Source organism: Glutamicibacter sp. BSL13, assembly GCF_052928425.1.
Genome location: NZ_JAVGCZ010000002.1, coordinates 52201 through 75804 on the forward strand (window position 1 = coordinate 52201; position 23604 = coordinate 75804).

General features: G+C 62.7%; 17 protein-coding genes, 1 pseudogene and 1 riboswitch. Of the genes and pseudogenes, 6 read left to right on the forward strand and 12 right to left on the reverse strand.

Annotated elements, in window-relative coordinates; all coding sequences use genetic code 11:
* Window positions 1–23: 23 nt before the first annotated feature.
* The 4 genes from RCJ92_RS00645 to RCJ92_RS00660 form a co-directional block, all read right to left on the reverse strand.
* On the reverse strand, window positions 24–2108 hold the full coding sequence (locus tag RCJ92_RS00645; RefSeq protein WP_446753446.1) for an ABC transporter ATP-binding protein: 2085 nt from the start codon (window positions 2106–2108) through the stop codon (window positions 24–26).
* Window positions 2109–3842, reverse strand: coding sequence for an ABC transporter ATP-binding protein (locus RCJ92_RS00650; protein ID WP_138175441.1), 1734 nt, complete (start codon window positions 3840–3842; stop codon window positions 2109–2111).
* A gap of 231 nt (window positions 3843–4073) precedes the next feature.
* Window positions 4074–4445, reverse strand: coding sequence for an SdpI family protein (locus RCJ92_RS00655; RefSeq protein ID WP_446753447.1), 372 nt, complete (start codon window positions 4443–4445; stop codon window positions 4074–4076).
* A 374-nt stretch (window positions 4446–4819) separates the two neighbouring features.
* Complete coding sequence (locus RCJ92_RS00660; RefSeq protein WP_446753448.1) at window positions 4820–6403, reverse strand: PucR family transcriptional regulator ligand-binding domain-containing protein; 1584 nt, start codon at window positions 6401–6403, stop codon at window positions 4820–4822.
* A gap of 186 nt (window positions 6404–6589) precedes the next feature.
* Between RCJ92_RS00660 and RCJ92_RS00665 the strand changes: the two genes are divergently transcribed.
* Together RCJ92_RS00665 and RCJ92_RS00670 are read left to right on the forward strand one after the other, a co-directional pair.
* Entirely contained in the window at window positions 6590–8644 is a 2055-nt protein-coding gene (locus RCJ92_RS00665) for a hydantoinase/oxoprolinase family protein (protein ID WP_446753449.1), read from the forward strand.
* 3 nt (window positions 8645–8647) lie between these two features.
* A complete protein-coding gene (locus RCJ92_RS00670) occupies window positions 8648–10639 on the forward strand; it encodes a hydantoinase B/oxoprolinase family protein (RefSeq protein WP_446753450.1) in 1992 nt (663 codons plus the stop codon).
* A 553-nt stretch (window positions 10640–11192) separates the two neighbouring features.
* Here RCJ92_RS00670 and RCJ92_RS00675 read toward each other — a convergent pair.
* Window positions 11193–12566, reverse strand: coding sequence for an NAD-dependent succinate-semialdehyde dehydrogenase (locus tag RCJ92_RS00675; RefSeq protein WP_446753451.1), 1374 nt, complete (start codon window positions 12564–12566; stop codon window positions 11193–11195).
* Between the two features lie 132 nt (window positions 12567–12698).
* Entirely contained in the window at window positions 12699–13013 is a 315-nt protein-coding gene (locus tag RCJ92_RS00680; RefSeq protein ID WP_054820602.1) for a 4a-hydroxytetrahydrobiopterin dehydratase, read from the reverse strand.
* 222 nt (window positions 13014–13235) lie between these two features.
* Here RCJ92_RS00680 and bcp point away from each other — a divergent pair, with 222 nt between their 5' ends.
* On the forward strand, window positions 13236–13712 hold the full coding sequence (gene bcp / locus RCJ92_RS00685; RefSeq protein WP_446753452.1) for a thioredoxin-dependent thiol peroxidase: 477 nt from the start codon (window positions 13236–13238) through the stop codon (window positions 13710–13712).
* A gap of 126 nt (window positions 13713–13838) precedes the next feature.
* Here the strand turns inward: bcp and RCJ92_RS00690 are convergent, their stop codons facing one another.
* The 5 genes from RCJ92_RS00690 to RCJ92_RS00710 all read right to left on the reverse strand — a co-directional run bounded on the left by RCJ92_RS00690 (window position 13839) and on the right by RCJ92_RS00710 (window position 19212).
* Window positions 13839–15188, reverse strand: coding sequence for a D-serine ammonia-lyase (locus RCJ92_RS00690; protein ID WP_446753453.1), 1350 nt, complete (start codon window positions 15186–15188; stop codon window positions 13839–13841).
* A gap of 138 nt (window positions 15189–15326) precedes the next feature.
* Window positions 15327–16565 carry an AI-2E family transporter gene (locus tag RCJ92_RS00695; RefSeq protein ID WP_446753454.1) on the reverse strand — a complete coding sequence of 413 codons (1239 nt, stop codon included), beginning with the start codon at window positions 16563–16565 and terminating at the stop codon, window positions 15327–15329.
* A 196-nt stretch (window positions 16566–16761) separates the two neighbouring features.
* Complete coding sequence (locus tag RCJ92_RS00700) at window positions 16762–17460, reverse strand: 4a-hydroxytetrahydrobiopterin dehydratase (RefSeq protein WP_446753467.1); 699 nt, start codon at window positions 17458–17460, stop codon at window positions 16762–16764.
* A gap of 129 nt (window positions 17461–17589) precedes the next feature.
* Entirely contained in the window at window positions 17590–18288 is a 699-nt protein-coding gene (locus tag RCJ92_RS00705; protein ID WP_446753455.1) for a hypothetical protein, read from the reverse strand.
* A 40-nt stretch (window positions 18289–18328) separates the two neighbouring features.
* Window positions 18329–18445: riboswitch (SAM riboswitch) on the reverse strand.
* A gap of 116 nt (window positions 18446–18561) precedes the next feature.
* Window positions 18562–19212: a D-alanyl-D-alanine carboxypeptidase family protein gene (locus RCJ92_RS00710; protein WP_446753456.1), complete on the reverse strand. Its 651-nt coding sequence runs from the start codon at window positions 19210–19212 to the stop codon at window positions 18562–18564.
* A gap of 87 nt (window positions 19213–19299) precedes the next feature.
* On the opposite strand from RCJ92_RS00710, the pseudogene RCJ92_RS00715 reads away from it, so the two are divergent.
* Window positions 19300–19968 (forward strand): annotated as a pseudogene (locus tag RCJ92_RS00715) (response regulator transcription factor); the annotation flags it as partial.
* 43 nt (window positions 19969–20011) lie between these two features.
* Window positions 20012–21064, forward strand: a complete 1053-nt coding sequence (locus RCJ92_RS00720; RefSeq protein ID WP_446753457.1) for a sensor histidine kinase — start codon at window positions 20012–20014, stop codon at window positions 21062–21064.
* A 111-nt stretch (window positions 21065–21175) separates the two neighbouring features.
* Here RCJ92_RS00720 and RCJ92_RS00725 read toward each other — a convergent pair whose 3' ends face one another.
* On the reverse strand, window positions 21176–22237 hold the full coding sequence (locus RCJ92_RS00725) for a 2,3-butanediol dehydrogenase (protein ID WP_360027355.1): 1062 nt from the start codon (window positions 22235–22237) through the stop codon (window positions 21176–21178).
* A gap of 356 nt (window positions 22238–22593) precedes the next feature.
* On the opposite strand from RCJ92_RS00725, the gene RCJ92_RS00730 reads away from it, so the two are divergent.
* Window positions 22594–23568, forward strand: coding sequence for an HNH endonuclease (locus tag RCJ92_RS00730; RefSeq protein ID WP_446753458.1), 975 nt, complete (start codon window positions 22594–22596; stop codon window positions 23566–23568).
* Window positions 23569–23604 lie beyond the last annotated feature (36 nt).

Genomic DNA, 23604 nt, shown 5'->3' on the forward strand with positions numbered 1-23604 from the left:
CCATCGCGGCCCTGCGGGCAGGACTACCGTCCGGTCTCGGACTGCTCCCCCGGGGTGGGGGAAGCGGCGGCGGCCGGGCTTCCGCCGGTCACCGGCACGGCGGCGGTGTCCGGGTTGGCGTCCACGTCCTCGGCCGGGCCGGAGAACTGGGACTGGTAGAGCCGGTAGTAGGCGCCCTCGGCGGCCAGCAGCTGCTCGTGGCTGCCCTGCTCCACGATCCGTCCGGCCTCCATCACCAGGATGGTGTCCGCGTCGCGGATCGTGGACAGGCGGTGGGCAATCACGAAGCTGGTGCGGTCGGTGCGCAGCGCCGCCATGGCCTGCTGCACCAGCAGTTCGGTGCGGGTGTCCACCGAGCTGGTCGCCTCATCCAGGATCAGCAGCGAGGGGTTGGCCACGAACGCGCGGGCGATGGTGATCAGCTGCTTCTCACCGGCCGAGACGTTGGTGCCCTCCTCGTCGATGACGGTGTCATAGCCCTCGGGCAGGGCGCGGACGAAGCGGTCCACGAAGGTGGCCTTCGCCGCCTCGATGACCTCGTCATCGGTGGCGTCCAGCCGGCCGTAGCGGATGTTTTCCATGATGGTCCCACCGAACAGCCAGGCGTCCTGCAGCACCATGCCCACCTTGGAGCGCAGGTCCGCGCGGGACAGGTGGGTGATGTCCACGTTGTCCACCAGGATCCGCCCGGAGTTCAGCTCGTAGAAGCGCATCACCAGGTTCACCAGGGTGGTCTTGCCCGCCCCGGTCGGCCCCACGATCGCCACCGTGTGCCCGGGATCCGCGTCAAAGGACAGGTTCTCGATCAGCGGCTGGTCCGGGGTGTAGGAGAAGCTCACGTCCTGGAAGGAGACGTGCCCGTCGGTGCGGGCGGGAAGCTGGGTGCGCGCATCCTCCGCCTCCTGCTCCTCGGCGTCCAGCAGCTCGAAGGTGCGTTCGGCGGAGGCCACCCCGGACTGCAGCATGTTGGCCAGCCCGGCCATCTGCCCCAGCGGCTGGGTGAACTCGCGCGAGTACTGGATGAACGCGGTCGCATCCCCCAGGCTCATCGACCCGGAGGCCACGCGCAGCCCGCCGACCACGGCGATGCCCACATAGGAGAGGTAGGAGACGAAGTTCATCACCGGCATGATCATGCCCGAGACGAACTGGGCCCCGAAGCTGGCCTTGTACAGTTCGTCGTTGCGCTGGGTGAAGCGCTCCACCATGTCGTCCTCGCGCCCGAAGACCTTCATCAGCTCGTGGCCGGAGAAGGATTCCTCGATCTGCCCGTTCAGCGCACCGGTGTTCTTCCACTGGGCGGTGAACAGCTTCTGCGCCCGGGTGCCGATGATGCCGGCGGCCACCGCGGACAACGGCAGCGCCACCAGTGCGATCAGCGCCAGCTGCCAGGAGACCACGAACATCATGATCACAATGCCCAGCACGCTCAGCGCGGACTGCACCAGCTGGCTCAGCGCCTGCTGCAGCGCGTTTTGGATGTTGTCCACGTCGTTGGTCACCCGGGAGAGGATGTCCCCGCGCTGGCGGGTGTCGAAGTAGTTCAGCGGCAGTGCGTTGATCTTGTCCTCAACGTCCTTGCGCAGCCGGTACACCACCTTCATCACCAGGCGGTTCAGCAGCCAGCCCGAAAGCCACATGAAGATCGAGGCGATGAAGTACATCGACAGCACGATCAGGATGAAGCGGGAGAGCTGGGTGAAGTCGATGCCCTGCCCGGGCACGAAGTCCACCCGGGAGAGCATGTCGGCCTGGGTGTCATCGCCGCTGTCGCGCAGCTGCTGGATCAGCACGTCGGCCGGGGTCCCGGCCGGGATGTTCTTGCCGATCAGCCCGGCGAAGATCACGTCCATGGCCCGTCCCAGCACCCGCGGTGCGGTGACCGAGAGGACCACGTAGATGCCGATCATCGCGAAGACGATGCTCATCCCCAGCTTGTACGGGGCGAGCAGTCCGACCAGGCGCCTGGCCGAGGGCCAGAAGTGCTGGGCCTTGCGTACCGGGGCCTCGTCCCAGGTGTCGCTGCTGGCCGCGGCCGCGAATTCGTCGACCTCTTCCAGGCTCGCATCCACCTCGGGGGCCGAGGAGTTCTTCTTCTGATCCGCCATCTAGGCCACCTCCTCCGCACTGTGCTGGGACGAAACGATTTCCTGGTAGGTTTCCGAGCTTTCCAGCAGCTCCTCATGGGTGCCGCGGGCCACGATTTCCCCGTGGTCCAGCACCAGGATCTGGTCGGCCCGGGTGATCGTGGAGACGCGCTGGGCCACGATGATCACCGCGGCGTCCTTCGTCGGCTCGGCCAGGGCGGCGCGCAGCTTCGCGTCGGTGGCCACGTCCAGTGCCGAGAACGAGTCATCGAACAGGTAGGTGCGCGGCTTGGCGGCCAGGGCCCGGGCGATGCACAGGCGCTGGCGCTGCCCGCCGGAGACGTTGGTGCCGCCCTGGGAGATCTTTGAGTCCAGCTGCCCCTCGCGTTCGGCGACGAAGTCCGCCGCCTGGGCAATGTCCAGCGCCTGCCACAGCTCAGCGTCGCTGGCCCTCTGCGCCCCGAAGCGCAGGTTGCTGGCGATGGTGCCGGAGAACAGGTAGGGGCGCTGCGGGACGGCGGAGATGTTGCGCGAGATCGCATCCCGGCCCAGTTCATCCACCGGCACCCCGCCGATCAGGATCTGCCCGCGGGTCACGTCGTAGAGCCGCGGGATCAGGTTCAGCAAGGTGGTCTTGCCCGAACCGGTGGACCCGATGATCGCGGTGACCTTGCCCGGCTGGGCGGTAAAGGAAATGTTGTTCAGCACCGGGGCCTCGGCACCCGGGTAGCCGAAGCTGACGTTGCGGAACTCCACGGTGCCGGGGGTGGGCAGGTGCACCTCGCGGTCCTCGGCCTCGGTCATGCTCGGCTTGGTGTCCAGCACCTCGCCGATGCGGTCGGCGGAGACCATGGCGCGCGGGACCATCATGGCCATGAAGGTGCCCATCATGACCGCCATCAGGATCTGCAGCAGGTACTGCAGGAACGCGGTCAGCGCCCCGACCTCCACCTGGCCGGCATCCACCCGGTGCCCGCCGAACCACAGCACGGCGGCGGTGGACAGGTGCAGGATCATCGAGATCGCCGGGAACATGAGCACGAACAGGTTGCCGACCTTGACACCCAGGTCGGTCAACTTCTGGTTCGCGTCCGCGTAGCGCTCGGTCTCGTGCTGTTCGCGCACGAACGCGCGCACTACGCGGATGCCGGTGATCTGCTCACGCAGCACACCGTTGATCCCGTCAATGCGCACCTGCATCTGGCGGAAGAGCGGCATCAGCTTGATGACCAGGATGCCCACCACAATCAGCACCACCGGCACCGACACCCAGACCAGCCAGGACAGGCCCGGGTCCTCGCGGATGGCCATGATGACCCCGCCAATGGACATGATCGGGGCGGTGATCATGAAGTTCAGCAGCATCAGGGTGAGCATCTGCACCTGCTGCACGTCGTTGGTGCCGCGGGTGATCAAGGTGGCGGCCCCGAACTTGTTCACGTCTTGCGCGGAGAACGTGGAGACCTGCTCGAACACGGCCTGGCGGATATCCCGGCCCAGGCTCATGGCGGTCTTGGCGCCGAAGTAGACGGCGCCGATCGCGGTGATCACCTGCACGAAGGCAACGACCAGCATGATCCCGCCGGTGCGCCAGATGTAGTCAATATCGGTGTTGACCACACCCACGTCAATGATCTTGGCGTTCAGGCTGGGCAGGAACAGCGTGGCCATGGTGGTGGCCAGTTGCAGGATGAAGACCGCAACGATCCACCCGGCATAGGGTTTGGAGTGTTTTAGGATGAGCTTCAGAAGCATGTGGTTTGTCCTCGCTAGCGTCAGTCCCGAAACCGCTGGGCGCGAACCGGTTTTTCGGCGCAGGGATTTGAGGGCGAAAGCCAGTCTAGTAGTCCCCGTTGGGCTTTGGAGTCATCCTTTTGATTGAATTGTGCCAATCACTTATGGCGTTCGACACGTTCCCCACCGCGCAGGACTACCCGCCAGGGCTGAAGTTGGCAGGAATCCGCGAATCGACGCGCAACAACGGGCTCAGGGCAGCGCGTCCGCGACCGCCTTGGCGGCGCGATGGCCGGTGACGGCGGCGGCCAACAGCCAGCCGATCACCTGCAGGTAGCCCGCCCCGGCCACCGCGAAGCCCACAGGGGGCCGAAAGAGCGCCGCGCACAGCACGGAAGCCGCCAGCAACAGCCATCCACTGCGGGCCGCGCGGGCCATCTGCGGGACCGCGGCGGCGTGGCCCGTCAGCCAGGCCTCGTCCGAGGCCAGCGTGGCGCTGGTGCGAAGGCCCACCGCGGCGTTGCGCCGCAGGCTGCCGCTGCGCATGGATCCAACCAGCAGCTGGGCGGTCAGCGTGATGATTCCCAGTCCCGCCAGGAACGGGATCACCTCAACCCAGCCCATACCCCTGCTTCCTTGCCGCCTCTGCCACGGTTTACCGCGGCTGCCTCCACGCTACCGCAGACACTTGCAGTGCCGGTGTCAATAGCCCTTCGCGCATGTTAGCCACCCTTCGCAGTTCAGAGCGTAAACCAGTGCGCCCGGTGGCGGGATTTGCGGATTGCCGCTGGGAGGGAGAAAATCGGGGTCTTCACGAGAAAGAAAGTTCCCACACAAGTCGCTTTCAACAGACCCGGACGTTGCCCCCTATCCTCATCACCCCTGAGCTGACCGTGTTCTGCCGCTTGGATGAGCTCCGGGTCATACCTGCGGTCAATGGTTGTTGCCTGAACGCACAAGTTCCTATGCCAGCGTGCAGGTCATGTACACAGCGTTTCCTAGTTTCGTGGTTCCTCAGACGGCCCAAGATCACGGTTGCGCAATTGGTGGTCCACAATTCGGCGCTCATAGGCTAGGTATAGACCCGCCATCATGCGAGCCTCGGCGATGGTGCCGCCAAGCAGCTCCGCAGCCTTGCGAAGGCGATATCGCACCGTGTTCTGATGAACGAACATTCGTGAAGCTACTTGGCCAATATCCTGGTTCAGGGCGAGGAAGGAAATCAATGTCTCCTCCAGTTCCGGTTCATCTCGAAGTGGAGCGATAAAGCGCACCAGTTGTTGGCGGTCCAGTGGACTATCGATCCGTGCCAGCACCCATGTGGCAGGATCCAGTTCGTCCGCCTTCATGATCACGCCTTCGGTACCCACCAGGTGCACGGTTTCGCGCAAGGCGACCTTTGCCGCCAGTTCTGCCCCACGCAACAATTCCGGAAGTCGCGATAGGGAACCAGAAGCCTCACCCAAGCCGATCGCGAGGTTCTCGCGCTGGGACTCGAGCCACTCCAGCGCGCGAGGGGAATCGGGCAACAGCGCATTGAAGCCAGCCTGGATGTCCTGGCTGCTCCCGTTTTCGGCGAAGAGCAGAGCTACGCCCCCTCGTTGCGCCGACGTGATGATGTTATCCACTCGCCTTGGACCAAGGTTTCCTTCATGACACACCACAGCCGTCACACTGCGCACTGGCTGGTACGGCTCAAAACCGAACGGCTTGATCAGCTCCCAGTAGCGTAGTTCCCGGGAAACCTCTATTCCATCTTGCAGGCTAGTCAGCAGTTGTGCGCTCTCATGGCGGCGACGCGAGGTGTCCAAATGCTGTAGCCCCTTGATGGCACCAAGCATCTTCTGGGTAGTATCCAACAGCAGATCCCCTACCTCTTCCAGAACCGCCTCGTTTCGGCTTGCAATGGCGAGGTGATACCCGCGACCACGCATGACCAGGGAACGGTACATAACGCGCCAGCGGCCGATGCTGATTCGCTCGTATTGCATTCCATGTTCACTGATGGCCGTCAACACCAGGTGCACCGGTCCATCGCCACTGGATTCGATGAGCTTACCGGTGTCTTCATAAAGCATGGCCGCCCCGCGGCAACTGGAGGCTACCCGCTGAATCAGCGAGGCAATTGGCTGGTCGGTGGCGATGCTGTCCAGCAAATCATTTGTGAGCCACATGGCCCGCTTGATTCCGTAGTCCTCGGTCACAGGGCCTAGGGCATTTACATGTTTTTCTACATGACTAAAGGGAACGTCTCGTGCAATCGTCAGCAGGTTGATTTCTTCCGCGGAACAGGCTTCGACCAGCTCGACTGGAACCTGTTCGAAGTACACCCCGAGCCCAAAACATAATGCCGCTACACGGGCCTTGCGCAGCGCAGAAGCCAATTCTTGCGCAATCTGTGCACGCTCGCCCGCCGGGGCCAGGCGCAGCCCGGTGGTGAGCATCATGTTCCCCGGTTCAAACCACCGCGCTGGCTCGTGGATCTCCGAGGTGTGGGCGCCGGTCACCGCAAGTTCAGGACGCGGCACGACCACCTTATGCATTCCCAGGGACTTAACCTGCAGCAATTGCTGAACCGTCACTGGCTCTCTTAGCCGCTCCACCCCATCGCCCTTCCCGAAATCGTGCCAGGAACTGTCCCGGCATTTCGAGGTCGTTGTCGAAAATACAATCTACGCTCACGGGAATTTGATTTCCACCAGTGACAGAGACGCACGTCACATCCCACAGTGGATAACACGAACTTCTAAGCCACACAAGGAGAAAACATGGCCAACTTACGAGTCGCCGTTGACGTTGGCGGAACCTTCACCGACGTTTGCATCTTCGACGATGAATCCCAGAGGATGCGCGTCACCAAGGTTCCCTCCACTCCTCACGACCCCATGGAGGCGGTTATGAGCGGAGTGCAGCGCGCCAACATTAACCTGGCAGACGTGTCGTTGTTCTCGCATGGAACCACGGTGGCCACCAATGCGTTGATCACCCGTCGTTTCCCCAAAGCCGCGCTGGTCACCACCCGAGGGTTCCGCGACGCCATCGAGATTGGCGACGGGACCAAGGATGACCTTTGGGACGCCTACAACGATGTTTCCGGCCCCTACATCCGTCGCCGCGACCGCTTCGAGGTGACCGAGCGCACCGATTACGCAGGTAACGTACTGACCGAGCTGGACGAAATCGAGGCCAGGCAGCTGGCCGCCTTGTTGCGCAAGCGCCAGGTGAGCACCGTAGCGGTCTGTTTCCTGAATTCCTACGCCAACCCGGCGAACGAGATCCGGATGCGCGAGATCCTGCAGGAAGAGCTTCCGGACACTGCGGTCTCCGCCTCAGCCGAGATCCTTCCCGAGATCTTTGAGCACGATCGATTCAACACTACCGTCTCCAACGCGGTGCTGGCGCCGTTGGTGACCGGGTACGTGGACCGCCTGGCGCAGGAGCTGAAGGCCGGTGGCTACCAGGGCGACCTGCTGTTGCTGCACTCCGGGGGCGGTTCCATGACCCCGCGCATGGTCAAGCGCTACCCGGTTCGGCTGGCCGCCTCCGGAATTGCCGCCGGTGCCATCGCTGCGAAGCACGTGGCTCAGCAATGCGGATTCGAAAATGCCGTCGGGTTGGACATGGGTGGAACCTCCACAGACATCTCATTGATCTCCGGCGGTGAACTGCGCATCACCAAGGAATGGCAGGTCGAATACGGCCACCCCATCGTCTTCCCATCCATCGAGGTGCTCACCATCGGGGCCGGCGGCGGTTCGCTGGCACATCTGGACATCGCCGGCTCCCTGCGCAACGGTCCGCAATCCGCCGGAGCTTCTCCGGGCCCGGCCTGCTACAACACCGGCGGCAACGAACCCACTAACTGCGATGCCAATGTGGCCATGAACCGGTTGGGCACGATGCTGGCCGGTGGGGCCCGAGAATTGGACAAAACGCTCTCGCTCGAGGCCATCGACCGGGTGATTGGAAAGCCGCTGGGCATGAGCACCGCCGGGGCGGCGCACTCGATCGTAAAGGTGGCCAACGCCAATATGGCCGATGCCGTCCGCCTGATTTCCATTCGCCGTGGATATGACCCGCGCGATTTCGCGCTCATCGCCTTCGGCGGGGCTGGCGCGCTCCATGGCGCGGAGGTGGCTAGGGAACTGTCCATTCCCACCGTGGTGGTTCCGGCCAACCCGGGCGTCACCTCGGCACTGGGTTGCCTGCTCGTGGACATCCGTCACGACCTGTCGGTGATGTTCAACGCGCTGGCCTCGGAGACCGATCCGAAACACGTGGAGACCGAGTTCGCCGCGCTGGAAAAGGAGGCCACGGCCCGTCTGCGTCACGAGGGCGTCAGCGAGCAGGACGCTCTGCTGCAAAGGGAGATCTCCATGCGCTACGCCGGGCAGTGGCGTTCCCTGGCCGTTCCGATGGGCACTGGCCCTGGCGCCCTTCAGCTGGCGGTGGAGACCTTCCACCAGCAGCACGAGCGTGAATTCGCATTCAGCCAGGAGGACCAGCCGGTGGAAATCTACCAGCTGGGGTTGACCGCCATCGGCAAGACGCCCAAGCCGGGCTTCGTCCCGGCCACCGAGCTGAACGCCGACCCGGGCACCCCCGCCTCACGGCGCAACGTATACTTTGGCGAGCTCGGCTGGGTGGACACCCCGGTGTACGAGCGTAGCCTACTGCCGGCCGGCGCCACGTTCCTGGGCCCGGCCATCATCGACCAGCTCGATTCCACCACCGTCGTTCCCCCGAACACCACCGCGGAAATTGACGGCTGGGGAAACATTCGCATTCACCTGCACAACCTTGAGAATTCCACGGAAGGCTAAGTCGTGACCCAGTTAATTGAAACCCCAGTACACCAGGCGGCCAAGCGGGCCCTGGACCCGGTCACCTTCGAGGTGCTGAAAAACGCGTTCGCCACCTCGGTGGACTTGATGAGCGAGCAGATTCTGCGCACTTGCTACTCCTTCGTCATCTATTCACGGGACTTCTCCTCGGCGCTGTGCGACGCCCAGGGCAATACCGTGATGCAGGGCTCGGGAGACATTGCGGTGCACGTCGGAACCCTACACTTCCAATGCAAGGCGGTGCTGGAGCAGTTCGGCACCGACATCCACCCCGGGGACGTCTTCGCGATCAATGACCCGTACCGCGGTGGCACCCATTTCAACGACGTGTCCTTCATCCGCCCCATCTTCTCCGAGGGCAGCATCATCGGGTTTGCCCAAAACAAGGGGCACTGGGCGGACATCGGCGGCAACGTCCCCGGCTCCTTCGACGTGAACGCCAGCGAGCACTTCGGCGAGGGCCTGCGCATCACCCCGGTCCGCATCTACTCCAGGAACACGTTCCTGCACGACGTGGCGCAGTTGCTGGTCTCCAACACCCGGGCTCCAGAACAGGCCATGGGCGACCTGCACGCCCAGTCCGAGGCCACGGCAGTGTGCGAGCGCGAAATCCTGCGCCTGGTGGACAAGTACGGCAAGGACACCGTGGTCACCGCCATGCAGGAAACCCAGGACTACGTTGAACGCATCGTGCGCAGGCAGCTGGCCGGCTTGCCGCAGGGCGAGTGGGAGACCACCGACTACCTGGATGTGGATCCGGGCAAGGGCGAGGGGTTGGTTCCCATCAAGATCAAGTTGAAGCTGGACGGTCAGGGAATTCATTATGACCTGTCTGGATCGGCTCCCGCGGTTTCCACCTTCCTGAACTCCGGCTACGGCACCAGCCATTCGGCAATCTATGCCGGGACCAAGACGTTCTTCCCTGAGGTGCCGTTAAACTCCGGCTTCTACGCTGCGGTGCAGGCGGAGATTGGTGAGGAGGGCTCCGTGGTGAACGCGGGCTGGCCCCACGCAGTCACCGGTTTCTGTTCCGGGCCTTACGAGAAGATCATGAATGGGATCTTCGAGCTGTGGAGCCAGATCATGCCCGAACGAGCGATGGCCTGCGCTTTCAACCTGGAATACCTGCTGGTGGGTGGCAAAGACGCGCGCACCGCAAATGACGACTACTTCATGTGGTACGACTGGATGGCCGGCGGCTGGGGCGGCCGGGCCACCAAAGACGGTGCCAGTGCTACCGCGCCGGTCTTCGGGCCGGGGCTGGCGGTTCAGCCGGTTGAGGGCCAGGAGCGCCTGTCTCCCGTGCTGACCACCAAGCATGAAATTGCCATCGACTCCGCCGGCCCGGGCCGCTACCGTGGTGGGCTGGGGATTGAAAAGGGCGGCATGCTCACGGACGCGCATTCTACCGTGATGAGCTACTGCTGCGACCGATCGCGTTCTATCACCTGGGGCATTGAGGGCGGGTTGCCTTCCATTCCGCACGGGGTGTGGCTGAACCGGGACACCGAGGACGAACAGTTCCTGGGCTCCATTTTCTCCTCGGTGCCGCTGCAGCCCGGTGATGTCTTTACTCGCCCCTCGGCGGGCGGCGGCGGGTTTGGGGACCCGCTGGAACGGACCCCCGCAGAGGTGCTGGAAGACGTCATCGACGGGTATGTCTCCATTGAGCGGGCCGCCGCCGATTATGGTGTGATCATCGAGGAAGTCGACGCGGAGGTGGATGACTACCGGATCCTGGAAACCGAGACCACGGCGCTGCGCACCGAAATTCGGGCCGGACGCCATGGTTGGCTGCAGGAGGACGCCGAGGGCGTGGCAGAGCGGTACCGCAGCGGCGAGCTGGACATGCTCGATGTGATCCGGCGTTACGGTGTGATCCTGCACTGGGGCACCGGCAAGTTGCTGGAGAGCTCCACCGCGGAATACCGCCAGCTGATGCAGCGCCGATCGGCCGCCCACTGGGCCGCCTAGCTCCAGCACGTGCCATGACACCACCCGTCGCACCTTGAGGTGCGGCCACGGCGGTGCGGCACGGTCCTGGCCGTCAGGACCGTGACGCACCGCCTCGCTTCCGCCAATCGGCAACCAGTTTGAGACGATTCGCCCGGGACAACGGCCTAGTCTTCCTCATCATCGCAACTTCTCCCGGTCTTCATTGCAGTATCCACAACAGGTCCAGGCCCTGCCCGTGTTCACAATCCGGGATGTGATGGCTCACGCCGTATCTTCAAAGAGAAGTCACACCGCTGTTCTCGTGGTCGGGGTTCCCCACTAGGCAGGGTTTCGCTGCGCAGTTCCAGCTTTCGCCGACTCGCCTGATCTGGCCGGTGCGGTGTTCCTATCCGGATGTGCGTGGAACACGAGCTCAACGGTACGAGCGCTCGGTTCTTCGGCGTATTTGAGCGGCAAGGCGGAAGTATTGCTTGTTCAAAGTCTTTGTTCCCAACGCCCCCTAAGGGCGGGCGGTGCCGGGAGCCGGGAATCATCTCGGCCCCCAGCATCGCGCATGTCTCCGGGTGGAAACCTACTTGGAGATCTTCACCAGCTTGTGGTTGACGAACTCATCCATGCCGTACTTGCCCAACTCGCGGCCGATGCCCGAGCGCTTCACGCCACCGAAGGGCAGCTCGGCGGCGGTGCCGGAGGGCTCGTTGATGGCCACCATGCCGGTTTCCAGCTGGCGGGCAATGCGGTCGGCCCGCTCGGCGTCCTGGGTGTGGATGGAGGCACCCAGCCCGTAGTCGGTGTTGTTGGCCAGCTTCACGGCTTCCTCCTCACCGTCCACCTTGTACAGCACGGCGACCGGGCCGAACAATTCCTCGCTGAAGGCGCGCATGTCCTCGGTGACCCCGGCCAGCACGGTCGGCTCAAAGTAGGCGCCGTCCCCGTCCACCGGCTTGCCGCCGGCGAGCACGGTTGCGCCCTTGTCCACGGCGTCCTTCACCTGGGCGGCCAACCCGTCGCGGGCCGCGGCCGAGGAAAGTGGGCCGACGAAGTTCTCGGCCTCGGTCGGATCGCCCATCTTGATGCCGGACACCTGGTCCACCAGCGCCTTGGAGAACTCGTCGTACACCGAGGAGTCCACGATGAAGCGCTTGGCGGCATTGCAGGCCTGGCCGGTGTTGCCGAAGCGGGCGCGCATGCCCAGCTTGGCGCTGCGGGCCACGTCCGCATCCTCCATGACCAGGAACGGATCCGAGCCGCCCAGTTCCAGCACGACCTTCTTCAGGTTGCGTCCGGCGATCTCGGCCACCGCGGCACCGGCGCGCTCCGAACCGGTCAGCGAAACCCCCTGGATCCGGCGGTCGGCGATGATGTCGGCCACCTGGTCATTGGTGGCGAAGATGTTCACGTAGGCGCCTTCCGGGGCGCCGGCGTCCTTGAAGATCTGCTCCATGGCCAGCGCCGATTCCGGGCACTGCGGGGCGTGCTTGAGCAGGATGGTGTTGCCGTTCATCAGGTTCGGCGCCGCGAAGCGGGCCACCTGGTAGTAGGGGAAGTTCCACGGCATGATGCCCAACAGCACACCGACCGCTTCCTTGCGCACCAGCGCCTTGCCGCCGCTGGCGACCTCAAGCTCCTCGTCCTGCAGGAACTTCGGACCGTTCTTGGCGTAGTAGCGGTAGATGGAGGCGACAATGCTGATTTCGCCCTGGGCCTGGCGCACCGGCTTGCCCATCTCGCGGGTGATGATCGCGGCCAGTTCCTCCGCGCGTTCCTCGTAGATGTCGGCCACCCGCTCCAGCAGCGCGACGCGCTCGGAGATCTCGGAGGTGGACCAGGTGGTGAAGCCCTGGTGGGCCGCGCCAATGGCCTCCTGGATCTCGGCGTCGCTGGCGGTGGGGTAGGTTGCCTCTACGACTCCGGTAGCGGGGTTGGTCACTGCATAGGTCGACATGCTGCTCCTTCAACGTTGGGGAATCCGCAAGGCCACCACGGGACGCGGATATATCCCCACCATTTCACGGATCACGTCGGGAAAACAGCGGCAAAAGCCCAGAATGACGCGCCTTAGCGCAGGGCGAACGCCCTAGCCGAGATCCGCCTGCGCGGCCAGCACCGCATGGCTGATCTGCTGGGCCAGGGCCACATCCCGGGCGGTGATCTTCCCACCCACATCATGGGAGGTCAAGGCGATCAGCAGCTTGTCATAACGCCAGTCCACGTCGGGGTGGTGCTCGGCCTGCTGCGCCAGTTCGGCGATTTCGGCAAACAGGTCAATCGCCTGCTGCGCGCTGGCACAGGCAACCCGGGTCCGCAACGTGCCCGCTTCATAGCTCCAGCCGGGCAAGCGCTGCAGGTTGCGCTCCAGCTCCTCGGTGTTCAGCACTTCGTCAGGGGACATGGCTCTCCTCGGCTTCACAGTGAATCAGGCCAGGACGGTGTTCGGGCGGTCAGATGCTTCCAGTGTGCCACCGGATGCGCCCGGTGTGGGGAATAGACCCGCACCCGGAAGAACGCGGGCAGCCGGGAAAGCGGATGCAACATCGTTAACTTGCCCTAGAAAATGGAGAGACGTATCACTAGAATGAAAATAATTTCCCGCTAGATGAAAGTAGGTTTTCCCATGGCTGCAGTCTCCACTCCCCTGCAGACCGGCGCGCAGGCTCCGGCGTTCACCCTGAAGAACAGCGAGGGTCAGGACGTCTCGCTCTCGGACTACGCCGGCAAGTCCGTCATTGTCTACTTCTACCCGAAGGCCGCGACCCCGGGCTGCACCACCGAGGCCTGCGACTTCCGGGACAACCTGAACTCGCTGCAGGGCGCCGGCTACAGCGTGCTGGGCATCTCCCCGGACAGTCCGCACGACATTGCCAAGTTCGCCGCCGATGAATCCCTGACCTTCCCGCTGCTCTCCGACCCGGACAACGAGGTCGCCAAGGCCTACGGCTCGTACGGTGAGAAGACCGTCAACGGCAACACCTTCGATGGCACCCTGCGCTCCACCGTCGTGGTCGATGCCCAGGGGAACATCAGCCACGCCGAATACGGCGTGGATGCCCAGGGCCACGTGGCCCGACTGCGCGATACCCTCGGGGTGTAGCACGGCCGCGCTTCCAGTAAATTGAAGCGCCTGAGCAACGATGCCGCGGGTGGGCGAAGAATTCCTTCGCCCACCCGCGGCATTTGCGTTCCCTGCCCAGCAATCCCAGGGATGGTGCGCCCGAACCTAGCCCAGCTGGACCTGCTCCAGCTCCCGGTGTCCCTCTAGGAGGTACCCGTCCATTTCCTTCTCCGGCACCATCGCCCCACCGGTGGACCACACAAGGTGTGTGGCGTTGGCCCACTGGGTTTCGCTCAGCCCGCTGGCCCCACGGAAATCGGGATCGCCCGCCACCCGCCAGGGCAGCAGCAGACCGGCCGTGGCCGAGGGTTCCACCCGAATGTCCTCGCAGTCAGCCAGCAGCGCGGTCAGGGCGAGCATCTTCTGGTCGGTGACCGTCGCATAGCCATCCACCACGTCAGCGAGCGCCCGGCCCACCAGCTCGGAGGGACGCGCCACCGCCAGGCCATCGGCCGCGGTCTTGCCGTCCAATCCCAGGTCGAACGCGCTGATCCGTTCATGCAGACCGGTCCGAACCCCCAGCGTCACCGCCGGGGAATGCGTGGGTTCGGCGAAGAAGCAACGCACCGCATCCCCAAATACGTGCTTCAGCCCGAAGCTCACTCCCCCGGGACTGCCGCCGACCCCGCACGGCAGGTACACCATCAGGGGATGCTCCTGGTCGACCCGCACCTCCAGCGCCCTGAGCTGACCGGCCAGCCGGTGCGCGGCCGCGGAATACCCGGCGAACAGGGCCATCGAATTCTCGTCATCCACAAAGTGCACGCTCGGATCGGCCTCCGCTTCGGCCCGCCCGGCGTCCACCGCCTCGGTGAAGTCCCCGGGATGTTCCACCACGCTCACGCCCCGGGAACGCAGCAGCTCCTTCTTCCAGGAGCGCGCGTCGGCGGACATGTGCACGGTGGTGCGCAGCCCCAGCGCGGCGGCCGCCACCCCGATGGAAAGACCCAGGTTTCCGGTGGAGCCAACCATGATTCCTTGATCCCCGAGCACCTGGCGCACGTCCTCGTCGGCGAACCGTGCGTAGTTGTCCGTGGGTTTGAGCACCCCGGCATCCACCACGATCCGCTCGGCCACCTGCAGCACCTCGTGGATCCCGCCGCGGGCCTTGATCGAACCGGCCACCGGCAGCATGTCGTCCCGCTTCATCCACAACTTGCCCGGCAGCTGGCTTCCCAGACGGTCATCCAGCTCGGCCTGCAGGTGGTGCAGTCCGTGCACCGGGGATTCGATGATGCCGTAGCTGATCGAGGTTTCCGGGAATTGGCGCACGAACCAGGGGGCAAAGCGCTCAAACCGCTGTCGGGCGTCCTCAATGAGATCGGCGTCCAGTCCGCTGGAGTCAAGGGCCTGCGCGGTCGGGGTGTGGCTCTGGCGGAACCAGAGTGTCTCCTTGCCCTGCGACATGGCTTCGACCACCGGGTCTTCCAGCAGCTTGTCGATGTTGAGTGTCATCGTGTCCGCGGTCCTTTCCAGGGTTGGCACTGAGCGGTCCTGCTGCCAGTGTAACCACGGGCAGCAGGACCGCTCAGTGCCGTTTCCGGGCGTTCGGCGGACGCACATGTTGCTCTTTGGTCCCGCAAATAAAGCAGGTCAGTCCCGACCGTCGGGGCGGTCCGGCTGCTGTTCCCCGCTCAGCTCCTCGGCCTGTTCGGCAGCGTTCGTTTCCTCTTCCTGCAGTTCCTCCACATGTTCAATGTCTTCACGGGCTTGGGGCACCGGATCGCTGGTTTCTCTGCCGGTCCATACCTTCACCACCCGCCACCCCGCTGCGGTCAAAGGCACGGCCACCACCGCACCGACGATTCCGCCCAGCACGGTTCCGGCAGTCAAGGCCATCAACACCACCAGGGGATGCAGGCTCAGGGTGTGCGCCATGACCACCGGCTGCAGGAAGTGGCCCTCCAGCTGGTTCACCAGGATCACCGCAGCCAGCACAATCAGCGCGCTGACCGGACCGTTGGTCACCAGCGCCACCAGGGTTGCTAGCACCCCCACCACGGTCGCGCCGACCAGCGGGATGAAGGAGCCGAGGAAGACAACCACCCCCAGCGGCAGCGCCAGCGGTATCTGCAAAATCAGCAGGGTGAGGGTGATGCCTGCGGTGTCCACGGCGGCCACGATCGCGGTGCCGCGAATATAGCCGCCAAACGTGTGCAGCGCCCGGTCCCCGGAAAGAATCCAGGTGTGCCGGAAGTGGGCGGGCGTCCAGGAGACAAAGAACGCCCAGATCTTGTCACCGTCCTTGAGGAAGAAGAACAGGATGACCAGCAGCAGGATCGTTCCGGTGACCAGGCTGCCGGCGGCGGTGAGGGTGTGCAGCGCCCCGGTCCCGAATTCGGAACTGGTGATGAACGCGGTCACCCGTTGCACCGCGTCATCCAGCTGCTGCCCGTCAATGCTGAACGGCAGTCCGCCCACCACGTTTTGGACGGTGGAGTTCAGCTGGTTGAACCCCTCCACGGCCTGCTCGACCAGGGTGGGCCACTGGTTGATGACCGAGAACACCAGCCCGGTGCCGATGCCTCCCAGGATCAGCAGCGCGCCAAGGAAGACGGTCCACGCGGCCAAGAGCGGGGACATGACCCGGCGCAGCCGAATCACCAACGGCCACAAGGCGCAGGAGAGGATCACGGCGATGAGGGTGGGAATCACGATCAGGGTCAGCCGCAGCATCCCCAGGACCACCAGGCCCGCAATCACGCCGATGATCAGCAGCTGCAGGCACCGGGTACCGAGCCTGCCCAGCGGGTCGGTCCACAATCCCTGGAAGGTCACCGCGGGGCGCTCCACCGAGGCCCACGCCTGTTCATCCAGCGAGGAGGACTCCACCCGTGTTTTCCTGCTGCCTGATGTACGCCTGCGAAAGAAAGCCATGGTCGCTCCTACCATCGGCCAATAGTGGGTCGGGCAGCAGTCGCGCCCGGTAGGTCCTGCACTGCCGGTTCAGTCGAGCGCCGTTCCCGCCGACATCACCGTTTCATCTTCGTGCCACCGCAGATGCAGCGACGCCGCACCCCGCAACCGGCTATTCGCGGCCGGACTCGGCCTCGGTGCAAATGCACAGCCGGTTGCCCTGCTTGTCCGTGACGATCACCCAGCTTGGCGCGTACTCGTAGTCGAACTCTGCGTCGGTGGTTTTCAGGGTTTCCAGCAGGTCGCCACTGTGGCTGTGGGGCACCGTCACATCAACGTGGAAACGGTTCTGGTTCGGCGTTTGGGTCTCCTGAAACCAGATGGCCGGGCCACGGCCATGCGGGTCGGTCAGCGCACCGTCCGCCGCCTGTTCATAGCCCAGGGCAGCCTGCCAGATCTTGGAGATCTGTTGCGGGTTTTCGGTATCGATGGCGATTTCCACCGTCCGGACCAGGCCCAGGTCCACTTGGGCACCAAAGTTTTCGGCCTGGTCGGAGATCTGGGTGGCCAGGGTGAAGTCCCGTGACGTCACTCCGCCGACATCGTGGGACACCAGGTTGACGAACACCGTGTCGTAACGCCAGTCCACGTCCGGATGATGTCCGGCTTCCTCGGCCAGCGCGCCAATCGCCGACACGAGCTGAATCGCGGCGGCCGAGCTCGGGCACTTGAAAGCGGTCCGCAGGGACCCCAGCCCGTAGCGCCAGTGCGGCAATTGTGAGAGCCGTGCCTGGATTTCGTCTGCTGACAGCACATCTTTGCCTGACATTGTTCTTGCCTCTCTGCGGATGGAGCCAACGACCGTGACCATAATGGCCACGGTCGTTCTCAGCTTGCCGCGCCCCTGGAGAAGAAAGAAGGCCCTTTAGCCAATTGCCAGCGTTGCGCGTCGAACGCGCCGTCGCTCGTCGTAGCAGGCCTCCGCCCCCTGCCCCGGGTCCTACATACCCAGTAGGAGGATCTTCTCCACCGCTACCGAGATCGGCAGGCGGACCAGCAGGCCCGGCAGGTCCTGCCAGTGCTCGGGGTTGAGGTTCGCACCGTTCGCTCCGAGGCTCCCGCTGGAAAGATTCAGTTCGGCCAACCGGCCCTCGAACCAATCCTCACGCCCTGCCCACTTCGCCTTGCTCCGGCAGCGCTCCACGACGCTTTCAAGCTTCGCGTGCAATAGACAGTACAGTTCCGGGGTAAACCCGGCGCGCATCCACTTGTGGATGTACCGTTCCGTGTCATACCCGCGGTACAGTTCGCCATCCAGCAGCATTGCGGACCGTTGGCTCTTGACGATGAGCCAATTTCCCTTCGGACGCGGGACGTACGGTGGAGCGTACGGGTTTTCCAACAGTGCGGCATCCCACCGCAGGTCCAGTTGTTCCCTTACCGTTGGTTCATTTCCCTTGATGCCTGCCGGCAGACCGTACTTGTCGACCGGAATCTCTAGCGGGCCTCCCCGAACCAGCTCGGCCCGGCCGTCGGCACGCAGTCTCATGGCCTGATAGATCTTCGCGGCCGATTCCGTGCCAACAACATCATCACCGTAAAGCTCCCGGCGCCAGGCCTCGAAGTCCTGCGCATGTTCCTTGTTGAAGTTCTCGTGCTGGCTGCGTTCGTTTTCAGACAATTGTTGTTCCCCTCGCATGGGAGGACCCGGCGACGGAGGATTTATCTCCGCCGCGGCATCCACCGACTTGCCCGGCGGCTGGTGCCGCGGACCGGTTCTTCCCCTGGGGCACCCCGCTCGGTTGAGGAGGGTTGCCGTGCAGCAAGCCAGGTACTTATCGCTGCAGCTCGTGAACCTGGGAATCATCCTATGCGTCCGGTCCGACGGTTTGGCGTCCGCGTAGGCCGCGATTGCTCACTGTGGATTGTTCATTATCGAAGGAACGGTCCACTTGTCACCTAATTCGTGTTTCTAGCGCTGCAGCCGAGGGTCTTCTGTCGGATCCGTGTACGGGGCGGGGCAGCCCTGGCTCACCGCTTCCGGGCGCAGCTCAAAGTGCCACGGCTCATTTTCGTACACCGTGCACAGTCCGTAGTAGCGACCGTGCTGGTCTAGCCACGACCGCGCGTCATAGGATCCGATGTCTATCGCGTTGCCGGAGACATGCGGTGAAGTCTGCGCAGTTGCAACCCACCAGGCGGCTTCACGCTTCGACCCGTACCGGTCTACCGCCTCGTCCAGCAGCTGCTGAAATGCTTCCGAGCGCCAGCCGCTGTTGACGATGAACTTGATGTCATCCTTGGCGGCGTCGGCTGCTGCCTCATTCATCGCCTCGCGCAGGTCCGGACTCAAGTAGTGCACGGCTGGTACCGGGGACTTCAGAGTGGTTCCTGAAGGCACATCCCCACCAGCCACCCCTAACGCACCTGCCCTTGGCTCTTGTCCTCCCTGGACCACCGACGTCACGGTTGCCGCCATGGATGAGGGACTCCAGTCACTGCGGGTTCCGAGCGTTAGGGCCAACGCAAGCACCCACAGGGTGGTAAGCAGCGCCAGAAGCACCAGGATGATTTTGGCCAGGAGGGATTTCTTGCGGCACTTGGCCGGTCGCATTTTTCTCATGGAACCAGTCAAGGCGGCGTCCTGTTGCCGGGCCGTATCGAAATTTTGATATGCCCGCAATATGTTCCGGCTCGTACGATTGGGGCTATGCGTGTACTGATCGTCGAGGACGAACTCCTGATGGCGGAGGCGATCCGTGACGGATTGCGCTTGGAAACCATCGCTGCAGATATTGCCGGGGACGGTGCTACGGCCTTGGAACTTTTGGAGATCAATGCCTACGACATCGCCATCCTCGACCGTGACATTCCCGGCCCCTCCGGTGATGAAGTAGCCCGTTCCATCGTGGCCTCCGGTACCGGTTTGCCGATCCTGATGCTGACCGCCGCTGACCGGCTCGATGAGAAGGCCTCAGGTTTTGAACTGGGCGCGGATGACTACCTGACGAAGCCCTTTGAGCTCCAGGAACTGGTGATGCGCCTGCGGGCATTGAGTCGGCGCCGGGCTCATCACCGCCCTCCGATCCGCGAAATAGCTGGAGTAAGGTTGGATCCCTTTCGCCGCGAGGTTTACCGAGAAGGCCGCTATGTGGCTTTAACACGCAAGCAGTTCGCGGTACTGGAAGTCCTCATGGGGGCAGAAGGTGGGGTGGTCAGCGCGGAGGAGCTGCTGGAACGAGCATGGGATGAGAATGCCGACCCCTTCACCAATGCGGTGCGCATTACGGTCTCAGCCTTGCGGAAACGTCTGGGCGAACCGTGGGTGATCGCAACAGTTCCAGGGGTCGGATATTGCATCGAAGCCCCGGACAGTGAAGTACCTATGGTGTTGGACAGTGGAAAAGCCAAAAGGGCTGAGCGTGCGACTGAAGCTCACTTTAAGCTACGTCGGTTTTCTGATGTTGGCTGGCGCGCTGCTGCTCACCGCCGTCTGGGTTTTCCTGCTGCGCTATGTTCCCGAGGGGAACATCGACAGCGCTAGAGGTTTCGTCCCGAACCGCTCGGATCTACTTGATGCCTTTGGACCCGCGGCCACCGGCGTGCTGCTCTTCCTGCTGGGTTTTGGGCTCATTGGAGGCTGGTTCCTCGCCGGTCGAATGCTTGCCCCCTTGGATCGCATCACGCAAACCACCCGCGCCGTGGCCGAGGGCGACCTCGCCCGTCGGATTCACCTCCCTGGTCGCAACGATGAATTCGGGGAGCTTGCTGAAGCCTTCGACACCATGCTGGAGGAAGTGGAAGCACACGTCGCGGAGCAGCAACGATTCGCCGCCAATGCGTCCCACGAATTGCGCACCCCATTGGCCATCACCCAAACACTGTTGGATGTCGCCGGCAAAGAGACGGACATAGACACCGGTGAGCTCCTCCAGCGGTTGGGGACAGTCAACAAGCGGGCCATCGAACTGACCGAGTCGTTGCTGTGGCTGACCCGAGCCGGACAGAAGTCCTTTACCCCAGAAATAGTCGACCTGTCGTTGCTGGTCGAAGAAGCCACCGAAACCCTGCTGCCCCTGGCAGAAAAACGCGTCGTTGGTTTGGAAGTCGCCAATGAGGTTGCGACCACCCACGGCTCTCCCCCGCTGCTGCAACAGCTGATCATCAACCTGATTCACAACGCAATTGTGCACAATCTGCCTGAGAACGGAACGGTGTGGATCAGCACTGGAAACGCGGCAGGAAGGGGCATTTTGACGGTGGAGAATACGGGCGAGCACCTGCCGCCCGAGCTGGTGAACACACTGACAGAGCCATTCCAGCGCAGCGCCAAGCGCGCACGGTCAGACGACGAGGCCGGTGTCGGCCTGGGACTGGCGATCGCCGCCGGCATTGTCAAAGCCCACCACGGTTCGCTCTCGTTGACGGCGCGTACTTCTGGCGGTCTGCGGGCTGTCGTTGAGCTGCCGGATTAGCGTTGCAGAGCCGGTCATTTGAAAGACCGTGTAAGTGCATAAGAGGCGCGGAAGCAAGGAGTTCTTGCTTCCGCGCCTCTCTAAAGGGCCGGCTTAGTTGCCCGGTAGGGACTAGGCCCGGGGGTTCACAATGATCTTCACGTGATGCTCATTGTTGTTGATGAGCTGGTCAAAGCCTTCGGAGACCAGCTCGTCCAGGCCAATGCGTCCGGTAATGAACGGAGCCAGATCAAGCTTGCCGCTGGAGACCAACTCGATGGTGTCCGGGTGATCGTTGGCGTAACCAATGGTTCCGCGTAGATCGATTTCCTTCAGCACCAGGTTCGGCATATCGACCTCGGGCTTGCGGCCCCAGATCGAGACGTTCACAATCACGCCGGCTGGCCGCACGGCGTCGATCAGCATGTCCAGCACCACTGGCACCGAGGAGCACTCGAAACCGACGTCAGCACCCTTACCGCCGGTCAGTTCACGGATCTTTTCCGCAACATCCACCTCGCGGGGATCAAAGATCTCATCGGCAACGCCGGTTTCCCGTGCCTTGGCCTTGCGGGCTTCGGAGAGCTCGGAAATGTATACGGTCAGGCCTTCGGCCTTCAGCACTGCGGCGGTCAGCAGACCGATCGGACCTGCACCGCCAACGATGGCGACCTGTCCCGCCTTTGCACCTGAACGAACGAACGCGTGATGTCCCACAGAGAGCGGCTCAATCAAGGCTGCCTGATCCAGCGGAATGTCACCGACTGGGTGTACCCAGCGGCGTTCCACCACAATCTTCTCTGCCAAGCCACCACCACGGCCACCCAAGCCAATGAAATTCATGTTCTCGGACAGCTGGTAGGGCTGACCCTCGCTGGTATCTACATCGTCACCGAGGATGTAGGGCTCAACAACCACATTCTGTCCCACTTCGAGGTCCGTGACCCCTTCGCCCAAAGCGGTAATCGTTCCCGAGAACTCGTGGCCCAGGGTGACTGGAGCGGACTCGCCGGAAATCGGATGCGGATGTCCTGCGGGAGGAACGAAAATCGGTCCTTCGAGGTACTCATGCAGATCGGTACCGCAGATGCCGCACCATGCAACATCAATGGCTACAGTCCCCGGCTGCAGCGTCGGTTCATCGATATCCTCGATGCGGATATCCTTGCGGTCGTAGTAGCGCGCGGCCTTCATTCTTAACTCCTTCGGAGCCGGAGGATGGGCGCAGATTTTGTACTGCGTCGCTGTCGTATTAGACACCGTACTCCGTTTTTCTAAATTTAGAGAAGAAAGCGAGCAAGCCCACAATCGCATGCGGGCTACAGAACAAAATGCCCCGAAATAGACGACCAAAGAATGAGTTGTGATTCCTCTGGAACGTTTACTTGGGCAAGATTCGTAGCGTCTAATGCTCCTTGCGCAATGCATCCAGCCCTAGACGCGAAACCTTTTTTACCTCTCTGCAGGAGGCGCACTTGTCTCAATTATTGCCGTATTATTCCTTGTCAGGATAGATTGGCTGGTGCAGGCAGCCTTTGCACTATGCAGTAATGAGCGTCTTGTCAGGAGAAATTCATATGGCCCGAGACTTGTGGACCGCGGCTGAAGACTGGCGGCTCCGTCACGAGGCCATTGATTGGCTTAAACTCCGAACTAACGACGGCGCAGTACCCCTGACCCGCGAAGAGATCAAAGATTTCATGTTCGATGGTCGACCATTTCCCCTGCAGGCAACGCAGCAAGGAATTCGAAAGCCGCGGCAGTTAGAAGCCGCCCTTTCTATTCAAACCGTCTATCGGTCCCCGGGGCAGCCTAGGCCTTACGAAGACACTATCGGCACTGACGGTCTAATACGGTACATGTGGCAGGGAGATAACGCTCAAAATCCGGACAATATTGCTCTCCGCAATGCGATGGAGCACCAACTACCCCTGATTTGGTTTATCGGTGTTGGAATAGGGCCGGCCCTGTACCAGGCTGTATGTCCTGTTTACGTCATAGACGAAGAGGAACGTGAGAAAAGATTTGTTATCACTCCGGACAGTGAGGAGCTTCTTTCTCCTCATGCCACCGACCAAAACTCGGTCTTCGAAGAAACAGTCAAAAGGTACCTAAAGCGGGAAACCAAAATCCGTCTACACCAACCTGTTTTCCGTTCGACTGTCTTGCGGGCCTACGAACGCCGCTGTGCAGTATGTAATCTCGGTCATCAAGAGCTGCTAGATGCAGCGCATATCGTCCCGGACTCACATGAACTAGGTATCGCATCAGTTACTAATGGGCTTGCATTGTGCAAAATCCATCACGCCGCATTCGATGCCGCCATTCTCGGCATCAGACCCGATCATGTCGTACAGATCCGGTCAGATCTCCTTGATGAAATTGATGGTCCGATGCTAGAGCACGGCCTTAAAGAACGTCATGGCCAAAAACTCATGATGCTTCCGAACGCGCGTGCAGAACGTCCACGAACTGATCTTTTGGAGATGGCTTACGATCGTTTTCGTAGCGCCAACGTGGCTTAGGGGTCTGACGAAAGGTGCGTTTAAAGACGAACAGGG

Coding starts and splice junctions, on each gene's coding strand:
- RCJ92_RS00655 (WP_446753447.1), bottom strand. CDS start 4,445: ATGGGCTGGGTTGAGGTGATCCCGTTCCTGGCGGGACTGGGAATCATC.
- RCJ92_RS00665 (WP_446753449.1), top strand. CDS start 6,590: ATGGCCAACTTACGAGTCGCCGTTGACGTTGGCGGAACCTTCACCGAC.
- RCJ92_RS00705 (WP_446753455.1), bottom strand. CDS start 18,288: ATGCGAGGGGAACAACAATTGTCTGAAAACGAACGCAGCCAGCACGAG.
- RCJ92_RS00725 (WP_360027355.1), bottom strand. CDS start 22,237: ATGAAGGCCGCGCGCTACTACGACCGCAAGGATATCCGCATCGAGGAT.
- RCJ92_RS00645 (WP_446753446.1), bottom strand. CDS start 2,108: ATGGCGGATCAGAAGAAGAACTCCTCGGCCCCCGAGGTGGATGCGAGC.
- RCJ92_RS00690 (WP_446753453.1), bottom strand. CDS start 15,188: ATGACACTCAACATCGACAAGCTGCTGGAAGACCCGGTGGTCGAAGCC.
- RCJ92_RS00675 (WP_446753451.1), bottom strand. CDS start 12,566: ATGTCGACCTATGCAGTGACCAACCCCGCTACCGGAGTCGTAGAGGCA.
- bcp (WP_446753452.1), top strand. CDS start 13,236: ATGGCTGCAGTCTCCACTCCCCTGCAGACCGGCGCGCAGGCTCCGGCG.
- RCJ92_RS00650 (WP_138175441.1), bottom strand. CDS start 3,842: ATGCTTCTGAAGCTCATCCTAAAACACTCCAAACCCTATGCCGGGTGG.
- RCJ92_RS00710 (WP_446753456.1), bottom strand. CDS start 19,212: ATGAGAAAAATGCGACCGGCCAAGTGCCGCAAGAAATCCCTCCTGGCC.
- RCJ92_RS00700 (WP_446753467.1), bottom strand. CDS start 17,460: ATGGTCACGGTCGTTGGCTCCATCCGCAGAGAGGCAAGAACAATGTCA.
- RCJ92_RS00680 (WP_054820602.1), bottom strand. CDS start 13,013: ATGTCCCCTGACGAAGTGCTGAACACCGAGGAGCTGGAGCGCAACCTG.
- RCJ92_RS00730 (WP_446753458.1), top strand. CDS start 22,594: ATGAGCGTCTTGTCAGGAGAAATTCATATGGCCCGAGACTTGTGGACC.